Raw genomic sequence first — 12,699 nt, forward strand, 5'->3', positions numbered from 1 at the left:
GACGAGTCAGGAAGTCGGGGACAGCACTGCGCAGGCGATCCGCGGGCCAGCCGCGCCCGAGGGATCGGTCTTGTAGTCATCCGGACCGGCGTGGATCATTACCGCCGTGCCGTCGGCATCGAGAATCTGCGGCAGGGTTTTGCTCGCATTCCCGTCGAGTTCGACGGTCACGTCGAATGATCCGGTCGCCGGAATTTCGAGGTTGGGAAGATCCCCTAGGTGCTGACCCATCTCGCTCAGCTTGCCATGTGTCTTGCCGAACGGATTGAGGTGCCCGCCAGCTGACGTAAAGTCAGGCCCGTCGCATCTGCCCTGCTGGTGAAGGTGAAACGCGCGTGTGCCTGCGTCGAAACCGCTGCCTGCCAGGTGTAGGTACAGACGGTCGCCTTCCTGGAGCAATTCGGCACGTCCTGCCTGTTGTTCGTCCGCGCGGATCAGGCTGCCGTTTGCGACGATTACTGTGGGCGGCACTGCGGTGGTGGCGCAACCGGTGGCAAGGAAAGAGCCAAGCAGCAATGCAGCGACGGGTCTGTTCATAGGAAGCCTCCGTATCTGGATCCTTGGGCCCTCAACTAAAAAGGGGCCGGAAAGCTCCGGCCCCTTATCATTTTTTGGTTCAATGTAACCGAAGATTACATGCCCGAACCCGGACCGTAGGTCACTTCGACCCGACGGTTCTGGAGTTCGCGAACACCGTCTTCAGTCGGAACGCGCGGCTGCGATTCACCGAATGCTTCGCTGGAGATGCGGGCATCGGGGATGCCGCGGCCAGTGAGGTATTCGCGGACCGAAGCGTTACGACGACCAGCGAGACCCATGTTGTAGGTCACGGTGCCCGAACGGTCGGTGTGGCCAGCGAGCATGATGCTTGCCGTGCCGCAGTCAGCGTAGGCCGTAACCGCGTTGTCCAGCACCGTTGCCGCTTCCGGAGTGATGTCCGATTCGTCCCAGTTGAAGAAGACGATGTACGGGCCCGTGTTGCACACCGGAGCCGGCGGAGGCGGCGGAGGCGGGGGCGGCGGAGGCGGCGGCGGAGGCGGCGGAGGCGGCGGAGGCGGCGGAGGCGGCGGGGGCGGCGGAGCTTCAGCGCCGAAGTTGTAGATCAGCGAGCCCATCAGCGAGTGCGACTTGAAATCGCCTTCGAGACCCGAGCCATCATTCGCAACGATGTTGACGTTCGGCGCGTTGAAGTAACGATACTTCACGCCGACATCCCAATTGCCGCTGAGCGGAGCGCGCAGACCAGCGAGCAGCTGCCAGGCGAGGCCGGTGTCCGAATCGTTGTAAAGACCAGTGTCCGGTGAAGTTTTGTTCAGCGTATTCGACAGATCGACGCGAGCCACGCCAATACCACCGCCGAAGAAGGCTTGCAGGCCATCGTCCGAACCGAAGTCGAACAGGCCGTTCAGCATGAAGCTCAGCGCGTTGCCCTTGCCGTTGGCCGCGAACGTATCCGACCCGATGCTGATCTTGTTGAGCTGTGCTTCACGGTAGCTCACTTCCGATTCGAGACGGAACGCGCCGAAATCGTGACCGATGACGCCACCGAAGTCGTAACCGGTATCGTGCTCGACAGTGGCATCGCCACCGTTCACGTCGGTATCCTCTACGATCATCGCACCGCCATCGACGCCAATGTACCATTGGCCGTCACGGGCGAGAGCGGGCGTGGCAAGCGCAGTCGATGCCAGCGCCAGTCCCATGACCAATTTGCGCATTTTTACTTTCCCCTTCTTTCTTGCGAACTGCAGGATTTGCCGGGGTTTCTATCCTTTCGCTGGAGTGGTGGCAAGCATACAATCTTCGATAACTGTTGCATTTTAGTCGCTATGGCAGGCGCCAAACAATTTGCCGACAATCATGCACGGCCTAGCCAACGAGCCGACGCTGTTCGTTCGCAACTTTGCCGCGCTACTTTGGGAGTATCCCAGCGAGTTTGAGCGAGGAGATGATCTCGCCTATTGCGATACGGGCTTCTGCGTCGATTGATGCGCCGCCTTTCGGTGTTGACGACGACATTACGAACCTCGAAGTCCGCATTATCATTAAAAAATCATAGGCTGCCTCGCCGCCTGAAACTTCGGCGGAAAAAGCAAGCTTCCAATTCTTGCCTCAATCTGCGGCCTGCCCTAATCCCCGCACATCTTCAAAGGGATCGCTTTCCTCATGATCATGAAGCCGCTGCGCGGTCTCTACAATTGGACGATGGACAAGGCCGCACATCCGCATGCGCAGGGCTGGCTGGCGTTCTTCTGCTTCGTCGAAGCGAGCTTCTTCCCGATCCCGCCGCACCCGTTGCTGGGCCTGATGTGCCTCGCCGAGCCGAAGAAGGCGGTGCGCTTCGCGGCGATCGCCACGCTGTCGTCGGTTGCAGGCGCGCTGTTCGGCTATGCGATCGGCTGGGGGCTTTACGACACGGTCGGCAAGCAGATGCTCGAAATGCTGGGGCTCGCCGCGAGCTTCCCGGCGGCGCAATGCACCTTCGAGGAATATGGCGTTGCGGCGGTGATCTTTGCTGCGGCCACGCCTGTGCCATTCAAGCTGCTGACGATCACGGCGGGCTTCATGGAAATGGCGCTGGTGCCCTTCATCCTTGCCAGCCTGGCCGGCCGCGCGCTGATCTTCATGACGGTGGGGATCCTGTTCCGCGTGTTCGGTGCGCCGATCAAGCGCGTGATCGACGAATATCTCGGCACGGTCACGACTTTGTTCGTGGTGCTGGTTGTGGGCGGCTTCGTCGCGCTGACGCAGCTCGCCGGCGATGAGGGCCAAACTCCCGAAGCGACCTGCGCAGCGGCTTCCGCGCCCTAGTCCGCCAGCGAGAGCATCGTCAGCCCCTCGGGCCGGTCGATCACGATCCTGCCATAGGAGCGCGAGACGCATCCCGCCGCTTCGAGCTCGCGCAAGGCACTGTTCACGGTCGCGCGCGAGAGCCCGAGAAGTTCGCCCAGCTCCTGCTGCGTGATCGCCACCGCAACCGGAGAGGTAGACGCCCCGGCGAAATTGGCGAGCAGCCCGGCAATGCGGCGCCTCGCGCTGCCCTGGCGAATGCCGGCTACGAGATCGATCATGTCCTGCAGTTGTGCGGATAGCGTTCCCAGAAGGCTGCGCATTTCGCCCGGATCGCGCGCCAGCAGATCCTCGAAACGGTCGGCGCGGATGAAGGCGAGCTCGCTTGGCATGCGCGCCACCGCATCGACCACGCGCGGGCGATGCGCGAACATGGCGATCTCGCCCAAGGAATCGCCAACCCCCAGCACCGCGGTTGCACGGAACTCGCCATCGGGCAGGAACTGTCCGACCGCGACCGAGCCCTGTTCGATCAGCCAGAAGCCGCGCGCCTCGTCGCCGCGCTGCTGGATGATCCCGCCTTCGGCAAAGCGGTGCCTGCTCGCACCGCGGCGCAACTCGTCCTGCGCCTCCGCGCCAAGCGTCGAGAACAACAGCGGGGTCGCGAGCGATCGTTCGGCAAAATGTAAGATATTCGACATTCTGCCGTGCAATTAGCTGGTATTGGCAGGGCCGTCAAAGGAGAGGATTATGCCCGGCTACATGATTGCGGTTCTCGGAATCTATATCGGATTTGCGCTGCTCGAACTGTGGCGCTCGAACCTGTTCGCGAAGGACGAACAGACGCGCGATGACGGAATCGTCGAAGGCGTCAGCATGGTCGTCCTGATCGGATTCACCCAGCCGGCGATCGTCTTCGCCTCTTCGGCGCTGATGGGCCTGATCGCGCCAGGCCTGCAGGGCGCGCTGGCGGGCCTGAACGTGTTCGCCGCAATACTGCTGTTCCTGATCCTCGATGACATGACGCAATATTGGTGGCACCGTGCCAGCCACAGCTTCGCCTGGCTCTACAACCTCCACCGCGCGCATCACGATGCCCGCTACATGAGCGTGCGCCTCGTCTACCGGAACAACATCATATATTACGCGATGATGCCCGGACTGTGGTTCGCGGGGGCGCTGCTCTACATGGGGCTCGGCTGGGTTTACGCCGGCTATCTCGTGGTCAAGATGGCGGTGATCATCGGCGCGCATTCCGACGTCGCCTGGGACAAGCCGCTCTATCGCATCAAGTGGCTCTCGGCGGTCATGTGGGTGGTCGAGCGGACCATTTCGACCCCCGCGACGCATCATGCCCACCATGGCCGACACGCGGACGATCCCGCGGTCCACTATAAGGGCAATTACGGCAACCTGCTGTTCTTCTGGGATGTCCTGTTCGGCACCGCCAGGATCACCCGCCTCTATCCGCGCAGCTACGGCGTCGAGAACCTCGCGCCGGCGACGCTGGGCCAGCAATTGTTGTGGCCGATCTTCCCCGAGAACAAGGAATTCGCCCGCGACGAGATTGACGGAGCAATGGCCGGCGAGGGCGCCTGATCGCTTCGATGGACAGGGGCAGGACTTGGCCGTCCGTCCCCGCGATCAGATGATGCCGACTGCCTTGCCCGCGCGTTCGAACATGCCGAGGATGGTCTGCACCTGCTCGGACGAATGCTCGGCGCACAGCGAACAGCGCAGCAGCGTCATGTTCGCAGGGGTCGCCGGCGGGCGCGCGAGGTTGACGTAAAGCCCTTCCTTCAGCAGCGCTTCCCACATTGCGGCGCCGCGCTCGAGATCGGGCATGACCACCGCGATGATCGCGCTCTGCGGTTCGTCGGTGCCGAGCTGGAAGCCGAGCGCGCGAAGCCCCGAATGCAGCGTGCGCGAATTCTCCCACAGATGCGCCCGCTTATTGCCATTGTGCATGAGCTTGCGGATCGAAGTGGCGCTCGAGGCCATCACGGCAGGCGGCAGCGCTGCGGTGAAGACATAGGGGCGGCACACCAGTCGCATGATCTCGAACTTGGGATGGTTCGACACGCAGAAGCCGCCGACCGTGCCGACGCTCTTCGAGAAGGTGCCGATGATGAAGTCGCAATCGTCGATGACGCCCGCCGCCTCGCACACGCCGCGGCCATGCTCGCCGATGAAGCCCATCGAATGCGCTTCGTCGACCAGCACCATGGCGCCGTATTTCTTGGCGATGGAGACCATTTCCTTGAGCGGCGCGATGTCGCCCAGCATCGAATAGACGCCTTCGAGCACCACCAGCTTGCCCGCACCTTCGGGCACGCGGCGCAAGCGCTTTTCCAGCGCATCGAGGTCATTGTGCTTGAACGGTACGACCTCCGCATCGCCCATCTTGCAGCCGTCCCAGATGCTGGCGTGGCTGTCGATGTCGAGGATGATGTAATCACCTTTCCCGGCGATGGTGCTGATGATGCCGAGATTGGCCTGGTAGCCGGTCGAAAACACCATGGCATGATCCATGGCGTAGAATTCCTTCAGCGCATTCTCGACATCGCGGTGATGGTAGAATGTGCCGTTGAGCACGCGGCTGCCGGTGGTGCCGGCACCGAATTCGTCATAGGCCTGCTTGCCCGCGGCGATCACATCGTCGTCGAAGGTCATGCCCATGTAATTGTAGGTGCCGAGCAGGATCGTGTCGCGCCCGTTGCAGATCGCCTGCGTCGGGCTCAACACCTTTTCCATCACCAGGCTGAAGGGATCTTCCTGCCCGCCCGCCAGCAGGCCCTCGCGCATGGCGATGAGCTCGTCAAACTTGGAGAAGAGATCTCCCGTGGCCGGACCGTCTGCCATCATTATTAGCCCTGCAGCTTGGTGACGGCATCGATCAGCTGGCCGAAATTCTCGATCTCGGCCTGCTGGTTCATGCTGATGATGATGTCGAACGCGTCTTCGATCTCGGCGACGAAATCCATCACCGTCAGGCTGTCGAATTCGAGATCGTTGGCAAAGGTCGTCGCATCCGTGATCTCGACACCCTTCTTGTTGAAGGGATCGATCAACGAGCGGATCGTGGTATCGACTTCGGCGCGGTCCATGCGGGGAAAACCTTCCTTAGAATCTGTCGCGCGGCATGTGCCATGCGGTTGCGGCGGAAAAGCGGCTCTTCCGCCCGCTTGTCAAGCGTCCTCGCTCATAGCGGCGCGATCGGGCGGGCTCCAGTTCAATCGGGCAACAGCTCCCTCACGGCATTCATGAAGGGCATGATCGAGACCGGCTTGGCGAGATAGCCCGCCGCCCCGGCGGAGCGAATCTTCTCTTCGTCGCCCTTGGCGGCATAGGCGGTGACAGCCAGCACCGGGATCGCCTGCAAATGCAGGTCGCGCTTCGCCTGCTCGATCAGGTCAACCCCGGAGACATGCGGCAGCTGGATATCCATGATGATCAGGTCGGGCGAAAGCCGGCGTGCTGTGTCGAGCGCGCGAGCGCCATCGGCAAGCGGCTCCACTTCGAAGCCGTTTGCACGCAAAACGTCGCAGAACAATTTCCGGTTGAGGTCGTTATCCTCGACAACCAGGATTCTCTTTGCCACTGCCCTCTGGTGCTCCCTTGTCCGGATACCCAAATAGTCGAGCTGAAAGGCGGCTGACAATTCGTATGATAGCTTCATCCCCCAGTGTGACGTCCGCCGAACCCCAGGTGCTGGCATTGGCGGCGCTTGGCTGGATCCTGGAAGACGGCGATCGCGCCCAGCGATTCCTCTCGCTGACGGGGCTCGATCCTGACACGCTGCGGGCCGGGCTGGGCGATGTTTCGGTGCTTGGCGCTGTGATGGAATTCCTCGCCAACCATGAGCCCGACCTGCTGCGCTGCTCGGAAGCGCTGGCGGTCACGCCCGAAGAACTGGTGGGTGTTGCGCAGGAGTTGGCACGATGAGCAGGCCGCTTGTAATCAGCGATTGCGACGAAGTGCTGCTGCACATGGTGGCGCATTTCAAGGAATGGCTGGAAGAAAGCCAGGGCGTCACCTTCAAGCTCCAGGGCAATAATTTCGGCACGGCGATGCGCTGGCAATCGACCGGCAAGCCGCTGGAGCAGCACGATATCTGGCGCATGCTGGGCGGCTTCTTCGACACCGAAATGCACCGCCAGCTGCCGATCGAGGGCGCTGTCGCGGGGATCAACCGGCTGGCGGAAGACGCCGATGTCGTGATCCTCACCAACCTCAATGACGAACGGCAGGAACGGCGCGCGCAGCAGCTTGCAGCCTATGGCGTGCATGCCCGCGTCTTCACCAACCAGGGGCCAAAGGGCCCCGCGCTGAAAGCGATCGTCGAAGAATTCGCGCCTTCGAAGGCGATCTTCATCGACGATCTGGCGCAACATCACAAATCGGTTTCCGAAATCGTGCCGGGCGTCAGCCGCCTGCACCTGTGCGGCGAGCCGATGATTGCCGGACATATCGATTGCGCGCACGAAGCGGGCCACGCCCATGCGCGGATAGACAATTGGGCCGAGGCGCTGCCTTGGCTGCTCGAAGAACTGGAAAGGGATCCAAGATGAGTATCGAAACGCGCCTGCAGGAACTGGGCATCACCTTGCCGCAGGCGGCAGCCCCGGTTGCAAGCTATGTCCCGGTGGTGATCCACAACGGGCTGGCATTTGTCTCAGGCCAGGTGTCGATCCTTGATGGAGAGCGGATCAATGGCCGGCTGGGCGAAGATATGTCGCTTGAGGATGGGATCAAGGCCGCACGCGGTTGCGGCCTGATGATCCTGGCGCAGCTCAAGGCGGCGCTCGGTTCGCTCGACCGCGTGGAGCGGGTGGTGAAGCTCGGCGGGTTCGTCAATTCGACGCCCGATTTCACCGACCAGCCCAAGGTGGTCAACGGCGCTTCCGACCTGATGCTCGAAGTGTTCGGCGAGGCAGGCAAGCACGCACGCGCCGCAGTCGGCGTTCCGGCACTGCCGCTGGGCGTCGCGGTCGAAGTCGATGCGGTGGTCGCGATCAAAGGTGACTAAGCGGCACGCCCCATCGTGGCTCACCGAATGGGAATATGCCCATCGGGGGCTGCATGGGGCCAACGTACCGGAAAACTCGCTGCAAGGCGCGCGGCTGGCGGTCGAAGCCGGGCTGGGGATCGAATGCGACATCCAGCGCAGCCTCGACGATCGCCCGATGGTGTTCCACGATTGGGACCTCAAGCGGCTGACAGGTGCCGAGGGCGAAACGGATGGCCGCACGGCGGCTGAGCTGCAGCAGCTCCATTACCTGGGGAGCGAGGAGAGGCCCGCCACGCTCGACCAATTGCTCGATGCCGTGGCCGGGCGCGTCCCGCTGCTGATCGAGATCAAGTCGAAGCGCGGTTACAATGTCGCGCGGACCTGCGAGGTCGTTGCCGACCATTTGCGCGACTATTCGGGCCACCACGCCGTGATGAGCTTCGACCCGCGCGTGGCGCGCTGGTTCCGCCACCACTCGCCGCAGACCTGCGCCGGGCTGGTGATGCGCGAAGACGAACACGGCTATACGCAACAGGCGTGGCAGCGGCGGCTGGCGCTGTGGATCGCGAAGCCCGATTTCCTCGCTTACCACATCGCCGCGCTGCCCAGCCGATGGGTTGCGGGCCTGCGCCAGCGCGGGCTCCCGATCCTGACATGGACGGTCAATTCGCCCGAAACGCGCGCCCGCGCGCTGGCGAACACCGATGCCCTGATTGCGGAGGGAGATGGCCTGGCATGAGTTCGGAAGAACTCACCGTCAGCATTGCCCCTTCGGTGGGCTCCTTTGCCGCAGAGGAGTGGAATGCGCTCGGGGGCAATCGCTATCCTTTCGTCAGCCACGAATTCCTGACCGCGCTCGAAGATTCGGGCAGCGTGGGCGAAGGCACGGGCTGGGACCCGGTGCCGATCGTCATCACCGATGCCGCCGGGCAATTGCTCGCCGCCATGCCCAGCTATGCCAAGGGGCACAGCCAGGGCGAATATGTGTTCGATCATTCCTGGGCCGATGCCTGGCAGCGGGCGGGCAGGCATTACTATCCCAAGCTGCAGATCGCCGCGCCTTTCACTCCGGCCAGCGGCCCGCGCCTGCTGATGCGCGACGAAAGCCTCGCGCCGCATTTGCTCAAGGCGGCCGAGATGGTGTGCCAGCAAAGCGGGCTCTCCTCGGCCCACGCGACCTTCATCGAGGAGGGGCAGCGGCATTTCTTCGAAGACGCCGGCTGGCTGATGCGCAGCGACATCCAGTTCCACTGGGAGAACCGCGGCTATTCCAGCTTCGACGATTTCCTTGGCGAACTGGCCTCGCGCAAACGCCGGACGCTGCGCAAGGAACGCGCGGCTGCTCAAGAGGGCGTCGAAATCCTGCGATTGTCAGGCGAAGATATCCGCCCCGAACATTGGGATGCGTTCTGGATTTTCTACCAGGACACAGGCGCGCGGAAATGGGGCCGGCCCTATTTGACGCGCGAGGCCTTCACGCTGTTCGGCGAACGAATGGCCAATCGGATCGTCATGATACTGGCGCTGATGGATGGGGAGCCGATTGCCGGAGCACTCAATTTCATCGGCGATGAGGCGCTTTACGGGCGCTATTGGGGCTGCACGCTCGACAAGCGCTTCCTGCATTTCGAGCTGTGCTATTACCAGGCGATCGATCTCGCGATCGAGCGCGGGTTGAAGCGGGTCGAGGCTGGCGCGCAAGGCGGGCACAAGCTCGCCCGGGGCTATGAGCCAGTCAGGACCTGGTCGGCACATTGGATCGCCGATCCGGGCTTTCGCGCTGCCGTGGCCGATTTCCTCGAGCGCGAGCGCGCAGGCGTCGCGCTGGATCAGAACTACCTCGACCAGCGCACTCCCTTCAGGAAGGCTTAGGCTGCCCGGCGACGCTCGCTCGCCAGCCATTCGCGCGCCTGGCGCTGGGCTTCGGCGATTTCGCGTGCAGTCATCTCTTCGGAGATGTCGGCGCGGCAGTAGGCGGCTTCCTCATGCCCCTTCGATGCGGCGAGGTTGAACCACTTGTGCGCTTCCACCAGATCGCAATCGAGGCCGTGGATGCCGGTCGAAAAGGCGACACCAAGATCGAAATAGGCGGCAATTTCGCCTTGCGATGCAGCCGCAAGGAATTGTGCAATGATGCGGTTGGCTTCGGTCGGCTTCAACTCTTTCGCCGCCATTCCATCGATCGGTTTCAGTTCCATGTTCGGTCCCCTGTTTGGCGAACATGGCCCCCGCCTGTCCGCTACAAGGTGAATTCGCCAGAACATGGTCAACAATTGGTTAACGCGACCATCAACTTTTTCATTTCGGTGTCGCCTGGCACCCCGATTCCCGTTCGCCAGACATTAATCCTCAGGCTTTATTCGCGGGCTTCGGGAAACGGCTTGTGCGTGCCAAGGCCCGAGCCTATAGGCCCGCGCAGAGGGTCACTCCCTCGCTACCGGAAAACCGGGGCAGCAGGACTTGGAACAGTCTGATTGGGTCTGACTGGGGTGAGAGGCATACATGGCCACTGCGGCATCTGAAGAAATCGACATTCTTGAAAAGGCGAAACGTGTCTTGGGCCCGGACTACACGCCCAGCGAAGACGAGCCCTATATGAACGAGAAGCAGCAGAATTATTTCCGTATGCTGCTGCTCGAATGGAAGCGCTCGATTCACCACGCTGCCGACCAGACGCTTCACGCGCTGCAGGACGGCCCGATCCGCGAGCCCGACCTCAACGACCGCGCATCGAGCGAGACCGATTGGGGTATCGAACTGCGCACGCGTGATCGCCAGCGCAAGCTGATCGCCAAGATCGACTCGGCCCTGCGCCGGATCGATGCGGGCGAATATGGCTATTGCGAAGTCACTGGCGATCCGATCGGATTGCGGCGCCTGATCGCCCGCCCGGTCGCGACGATGACCGTCGAGGCGCAGGAAGCCCACGAACGCCGCGAAAAGATTTCGCGCGACGATTGAGCCCCTGCCGCCGGTTGAGGTTAAAGGTTCCTTAGCACTCGGCGGCTAGTTCTGCCGGTAAGACCGCTAATACCGGAGTGCCGGTGGTTAACGGCTATCGCGAGGGTAGGACGAACAGTGACTGGGCACCAGCGACGCAGTCTCGAACGCCATGACGTCGTTCAGCTGGCCGATGTACAAATCGGCCGCGATCCCGCGCAGCACCGCATCAAGGTTCGCAATGTCTCGGCGCGCGGCCTTATGGGCGAAGGCGCGCTCCACGTTTCCAGCGGCACCAGGCTGACGATCGATTTGCCCGAGGTGGGGCCGGTCCCGGGTACGGTCGTGTGGGTACAGGAACCGCGCTTTGGCGTGGCTTTCGACGACGAGGTCGAACTGCTCGCCTGAGCGGGTTTTCAAAGCATTGGACTGATCGACGCTGACCGGCGGCGCACAAGCTGCTAGTCGGTGTGCAATGCGATTCTTGTTTTCCTGCCTGCTTCTTGCGCTGCTCGGTGGATGCGGGCCATCAGGCCCCGACGGGCCGGTGCAGGTCGCCATCATCGGCGATCCCGGCAGCCTGACCGAGGAAGGCGTCCGCCTGTCGCCCGCAGGCCAGCACTTGCGTGCGGCGACCATCGAAGGCCTGGTCGGGCTCGACGAGACGGGGCAAGTCATTCCCGCGCTGGCGGAACGCTGGATCGTTACCGATGACGGGCTCAGCTATATCTTCCGCCTGCGCAACAGCGACTGGCCGGACGGGCGGCAGATCGGCGCCAATGATGTGCGCCAGTCGCTGCGGGAAAGCATCCGACAGTTGCGCGGCACATCGCTTGGGCTCGATCTGGGCAAGGTTTCCGAAATCCGCGCCATGACCGGGCGTGTGGTCGAGATCCGGCTGACCAGCCCGATGCCCGATTTCCTGCGCCTGCTGGCCCAGCCCGAACTGGGCATCGCGCGCAATGATGCCGGCGCTGGGCCGATGACCCTGGCCTTCGACGAAGAGTCGGGCGTAGCCAGTCTCACCGCGTTGCCGCCCGAACGGCGCGGCCTGCCCGCACGCGAGAACTGGGAAGACCTGGTCCGCCCGCTGATCCTGCGTGCGCTGCCCGCGAGAGCTGCCGTCGAAGCGTTCAGGGGAGGTGAGGTCGACCTTGTCCTCAACGGCCAGATCGACAGCCTGCCGCTGGCCGACACCGGGCCGCTCAGCCGCGGAGCCGTGCGGATCGATGGCGCGCGCGGCCTGTTCGGCCTGATTGTGCGCAGCAATGACGGCTTCTTGGCCGATCCGGCGCGGCGCGAGGCATTGGCGATGTCGATCGACCGCGACGGGTTGATGCAGCCGCTCAATATCGGTGGCTGGCAAAGTTCGACCTGGGTCGTTCCCGTCGGCCTGTTCGGCAATTCAGGGCCTCAGGCGGAGCGTTGGGAAAACCTGTCGCTGCAGCAAAGGCGCGAGATTGCGCGCGGGCGAGTGCGGGCCTGGGAAGCGGCTCAAGGCAAGGATGCGGTGGTGCGGATCGCCATGCCGCCAGGCCCGGGCAGCGACCGCCTGTTCGCGCAGATCGCGGGCGACTTCGGACTGGTGGGGGTCACGGCTGTGCAGGCGAAGCCCGGCGATGCCGCCGATCTTGAGCTGTTCGACCGGCTGGCGCGCTATGAATCGCCGCGCTGGTATCTCAACCAGCTCAATTGCGGATTGCGGGTGGGCCTGTGCTCGTCAGAGGCCGACCGGCTCGTCGCACTTTCGGTGACCGAGACCGATCCGGTGGCCAAGGCGCAATTGCTTGACGCCGCCAATCGCGAAATCGCTTCGGCCAATGTCTATATCCCGCTGGGCGCACCGGTGCGCTGGTCGCTCGTGCGCGGAGACATCTCGGGTTTCGAAGCGAATCTATGGGGCATGCATCCCTTGTTTCCGCTGGTCGAGCCGACCAGATAAAGACGGAGGAGATACG

At 62.9% G+C, this 12,699-nt stretch carries 18 protein-coding genes; 11 read left to right on the forward strand and 7 right to left on the reverse strand.

The genetic code is table 11. From position 1 onward, the window contains the following. Positions 1 to 6: 6 nt before the first annotated feature. Positions 7 to 537: a superoxide dismutase family protein gene (locus tag VRS74_RS03130; RefSeq protein ID WP_354143784.1), complete on the reverse strand. Its 531-nt coding sequence runs from the start codon at positions 535 to 537 to the stop codon at positions 7 to 9. Positions 538 to 632: 95 nt separating this feature from the next. Next, positions 633 to 1,718: an OmpA family protein gene (locus VRS74_RS03135; RefSeq protein ID WP_354143785.1), complete on the reverse strand. Its 1,086-nt coding sequence runs from the start codon at positions 1,716 to 1,718 to the stop codon at positions 633 to 635. Positions 1,719 to 1,860: 142 nt separating this feature from the next. On the opposite strand from VRS74_RS03135, the gene VRS74_RS03140 reads away from it, so the two are divergent. Continuing rightward, positions 1,861 to 1,989, forward strand: a complete 129-nt coding sequence (locus tag VRS74_RS03140) for a hypothetical protein (RefSeq protein ID WP_354143786.1) — start codon at positions 1,861 to 1,863, stop codon at positions 1,987 to 1,989. Positions 1,990 to 2,166: 177 nt separating this feature from the next. Beyond that, positions 2,167 to 2,811: a YqaA family protein gene (locus VRS74_RS03145; RefSeq protein WP_354143787.1), complete on the forward strand. Its 645-nt coding sequence runs from the start codon at positions 2,167 to 2,169 to the stop codon at positions 2,809 to 2,811. On the opposite strand, the gene VRS74_RS03150 is transcribed toward VRS74_RS03145, so the two are convergent. After that, complete coding sequence (locus tag VRS74_RS03150; protein ID WP_354143788.1) at positions 2,808 to 3,491, reverse strand: Crp/Fnr family transcriptional regulator; 684 nt, start codon at positions 3,489 to 3,491, stop codon at positions 2,808 to 2,810. The two genes, VRS74_RS03145 and VRS74_RS03150, sit on opposite strands and share 4 nt — an antisense overlap. Before the next feature lie 49 nt (positions 3,492 to 3,540). Between VRS74_RS03150 and VRS74_RS03155 the strand changes: the two genes are divergently transcribed. Continuing rightward, complete coding sequence (locus VRS74_RS03155; protein ID WP_354143789.1) at positions 3,541 to 4,389, forward strand: sterol desaturase family protein; 849 nt, start codon at positions 3,541 to 3,543, stop codon at positions 4,387 to 4,389. A 45-nt stretch (positions 4,390 to 4,434) separates the two neighbouring features. Here VRS74_RS03155 and spt read toward each other — a convergent pair whose 3' ends face one another. The 3 genes from spt to VRS74_RS03170 form a co-directional block, all read right to left on the reverse strand. Continuing rightward, positions 4,435 to 5,652, reverse strand: a complete 1,218-nt coding sequence (gene spt, locus VRS74_RS03160) for a serine palmitoyltransferase (RefSeq protein WP_435521363.1) — start codon at positions 5,650 to 5,652, stop codon at positions 4,435 to 4,437. A gap of 5 nt (positions 5,653 to 5,657) precedes the next feature. Next, positions 5,658 to 5,897, reverse strand: a complete 240-nt coding sequence (locus VRS74_RS03165; RefSeq protein WP_354143791.1) for an acyl carrier protein — start codon at positions 5,895 to 5,897, stop codon at positions 5,658 to 5,660. Positions 5,898 to 6,022: 125 nt separating this feature from the next. Beyond that, positions 6,023 to 6,391, reverse strand: a complete 369-nt coding sequence (locus VRS74_RS03170; protein WP_354143792.1) for a response regulator — start codon at positions 6,389 to 6,391, stop codon at positions 6,023 to 6,025. Between the two features lie 65 nt (positions 6,392 to 6,456). On the opposite strand from VRS74_RS03170, the gene VRS74_RS03175 reads away from it, so the two are divergent. The 5 genes from VRS74_RS03175 to VRS74_RS03195 are packed head-to-tail and all read left to right on the forward strand — an operon-like array spanning position 6,457 to position 9,673. Continuing rightward, a complete protein-coding gene (locus VRS74_RS03175; protein WP_354143793.1) occupies positions 6,457 to 6,735 on the forward strand; it encodes a DUF3572 domain-containing protein in 279 nt (92 codons plus the stop codon). After that, complete coding sequence (locus tag VRS74_RS03180) at positions 6,732 to 7,361, forward strand: HAD family hydrolase (RefSeq protein WP_354143794.1); 630 nt, start codon at positions 6,732 to 6,734, stop codon at positions 7,359 to 7,361. Before VRS74_RS03175 ends, VRS74_RS03180 begins: the two co-directional genes overlap by 4 nt. Next, the gene (locus VRS74_RS03185) at positions 7,358 to 7,819 is read left to right on the forward strand and encodes a RidA family protein (RefSeq protein ID WP_354143795.1); all 462 of its coding nucleotides are present in this window, start codon (positions 7,358 to 7,360) and stop codon (positions 7,817 to 7,819) included. Before VRS74_RS03180 ends, VRS74_RS03185 begins: the two co-directional genes overlap by 4 nt. Then, complete coding sequence (locus tag VRS74_RS03190) at positions 7,812 to 8,540, forward strand: glycerophosphodiester phosphodiesterase family protein (protein ID WP_354143796.1); 729 nt, start codon at positions 7,812 to 7,814, stop codon at positions 8,538 to 8,540. Before VRS74_RS03185 ends, VRS74_RS03190 begins: the two co-directional genes overlap by 8 nt. Next, positions 8,537 to 9,673, forward strand: coding sequence for a GNAT family N-acetyltransferase (locus tag VRS74_RS03195; RefSeq protein WP_354143797.1), 1,137 nt, complete (start codon positions 8,537 to 8,539; stop codon positions 9,671 to 9,673). Before VRS74_RS03190 ends, VRS74_RS03195 begins: the two co-directional genes overlap by 4 nt. On the opposite strand, the gene VRS74_RS03200 is transcribed toward VRS74_RS03195, so the two are convergent. After that, complete coding sequence (locus VRS74_RS03200) at positions 9,670 to 9,999, reverse strand: SEL1-like repeat protein (protein WP_354143798.1); 330 nt, start codon at positions 9,997 to 9,999, stop codon at positions 9,670 to 9,672. The two genes, VRS74_RS03195 and VRS74_RS03200, sit on opposite strands and share 4 nt — an antisense overlap. Before the next feature lie 304 nt (positions 10,000 to 10,303). Between VRS74_RS03200 and dksA the strand changes: the two genes are divergently transcribed. The 3 genes from dksA (at position 10,304) to VRS74_RS03215 (ending at position 12,683) form a co-directional block, all read left to right on the forward strand. Continuing rightward, entirely contained in the window at positions 10,304 to 10,762 is a 459-nt protein-coding gene (gene dksA / locus VRS74_RS03205; protein WP_354143799.1) for an RNA polymerase-binding protein DksA, read from the forward strand. Positions 10,763 to 10,879: 117 nt separating this feature from the next. Continuing rightward, entirely contained in the window at positions 10,880 to 11,149 is a 270-nt protein-coding gene (locus VRS74_RS03210; protein ID WP_354143800.1) for a PilZ domain-containing protein, read from the forward strand. Positions 11,150 to 11,216: 67 nt separating this feature from the next. Continuing rightward, the gene (locus VRS74_RS03215; protein ID WP_354143801.1) at positions 11,217 to 12,683 is read left to right on the forward strand and encodes an ABC transporter substrate-binding protein; all 1,467 of its coding nucleotides are present in this window, start codon (positions 11,217 to 11,219) and stop codon (positions 12,681 to 12,683) included. Positions 12,684 to 12,699 lie beyond the last annotated feature (16 nt).

It is taken from the genome of Altererythrobacter litoralis (genome assembly GCF_036324225.1).
Taxonomy (GTDB): Bacteria; Pseudomonadota; Alphaproteobacteria; order Sphingomonadales; family Sphingomonadaceae; genus Erythrobacter; species Erythrobacter litoralis_A.

What these genes read in the sequence shown, in the direction of transcription:
- VRS74_RS03145 (WP_354143787.1), top strand. Translation starts at nt 2,167, where the DNA reads ATGATCATGAAGCCGCTGCGCGGTCTCTACAATTGGACGATGGACAAG.
- VRS74_RS03195 (WP_354143797.1), top strand. Translation starts at nt 8,537, where the DNA reads ATGAGTTCGGAAGAACTCACCGTCAGCATTGCCCCTTCGGTGGGCTCC.
- VRS74_RS03200 (WP_354143798.1), bottom strand. Translation starts at nt 9,999, where the DNA reads ATGGAACTGAAACCGATCGATGGAATGGCGGCGAAAGAGTTGAAGCCG.
- VRS74_RS03150 (WP_354143788.1), bottom strand. Translation starts at nt 3,491, where the DNA reads ATGTCGAATATCTTACATTTTGCCGAACGATCGCTCGCGACCCCGCTG.
- VRS74_RS03130 (WP_354143784.1), bottom strand. Translation starts at nt 537, where the DNA reads ATGAACAGACCCGTCGCTGCATTGCTGCTTGGCTCTTTCCTTGCCACC.
- VRS74_RS03140 (WP_354143786.1), top strand. Translation starts at nt 1,861, where the DNA reads ATGCACGGCCTAGCCAACGAGCCGACGCTGTTCGTTCGCAACTTTGCC.
- dksA (WP_354143799.1), top strand. Translation starts at nt 10,304, where the DNA reads ATGGCCACTGCGGCATCTGAAGAAATCGACATTCTTGAAAAGGCGAAA.
- VRS74_RS03185 (WP_354143795.1), top strand. Translation starts at nt 7,358, where the DNA reads ATGAGTATCGAAACGCGCCTGCAGGAACTGGGCATCACCTTGCCGCAG.
- VRS74_RS03215 (WP_354143801.1), top strand. Translation starts at nt 11,217, where the DNA reads ATGCGATTCTTGTTTTCCTGCCTGCTTCTTGCGCTGCTCGGTGGATGC.
- VRS74_RS03155 (WP_354143789.1), top strand. Translation starts at nt 3,541, where the DNA reads ATGCCCGGCTACATGATTGCGGTTCTCGGAATCTATATCGGATTTGCG.
- spt (WP_435521363.1), bottom strand. Translation starts at nt 5,652, where the DNA reads ATGGCAGACGGTCCGGCCACGGGAGATCTCTTCTCCAAGTTTGACGAG.
- VRS74_RS03165 (WP_354143791.1), bottom strand. Translation starts at nt 5,897, where the DNA reads ATGGACCGCGCCGAAGTCGATACCACGATCCGCTCGTTGATCGATCCC.
- VRS74_RS03175 (WP_354143793.1), top strand. Translation starts at nt 6,457, where the DNA reads ATGATAGCTTCATCCCCCAGTGTGACGTCCGCCGAACCCCAGGTGCTG.
- VRS74_RS03135 (WP_354143785.1), bottom strand. Translation starts at nt 1,718, where the DNA reads ATGCGCAAATTGGTCATGGGACTGGCGCTGGCATCGACTGCGCTTGCC.
- VRS74_RS03180 (WP_354143794.1), top strand. Translation starts at nt 6,732, where the DNA reads ATGAGCAGGCCGCTTGTAATCAGCGATTGCGACGAAGTGCTGCTGCAC.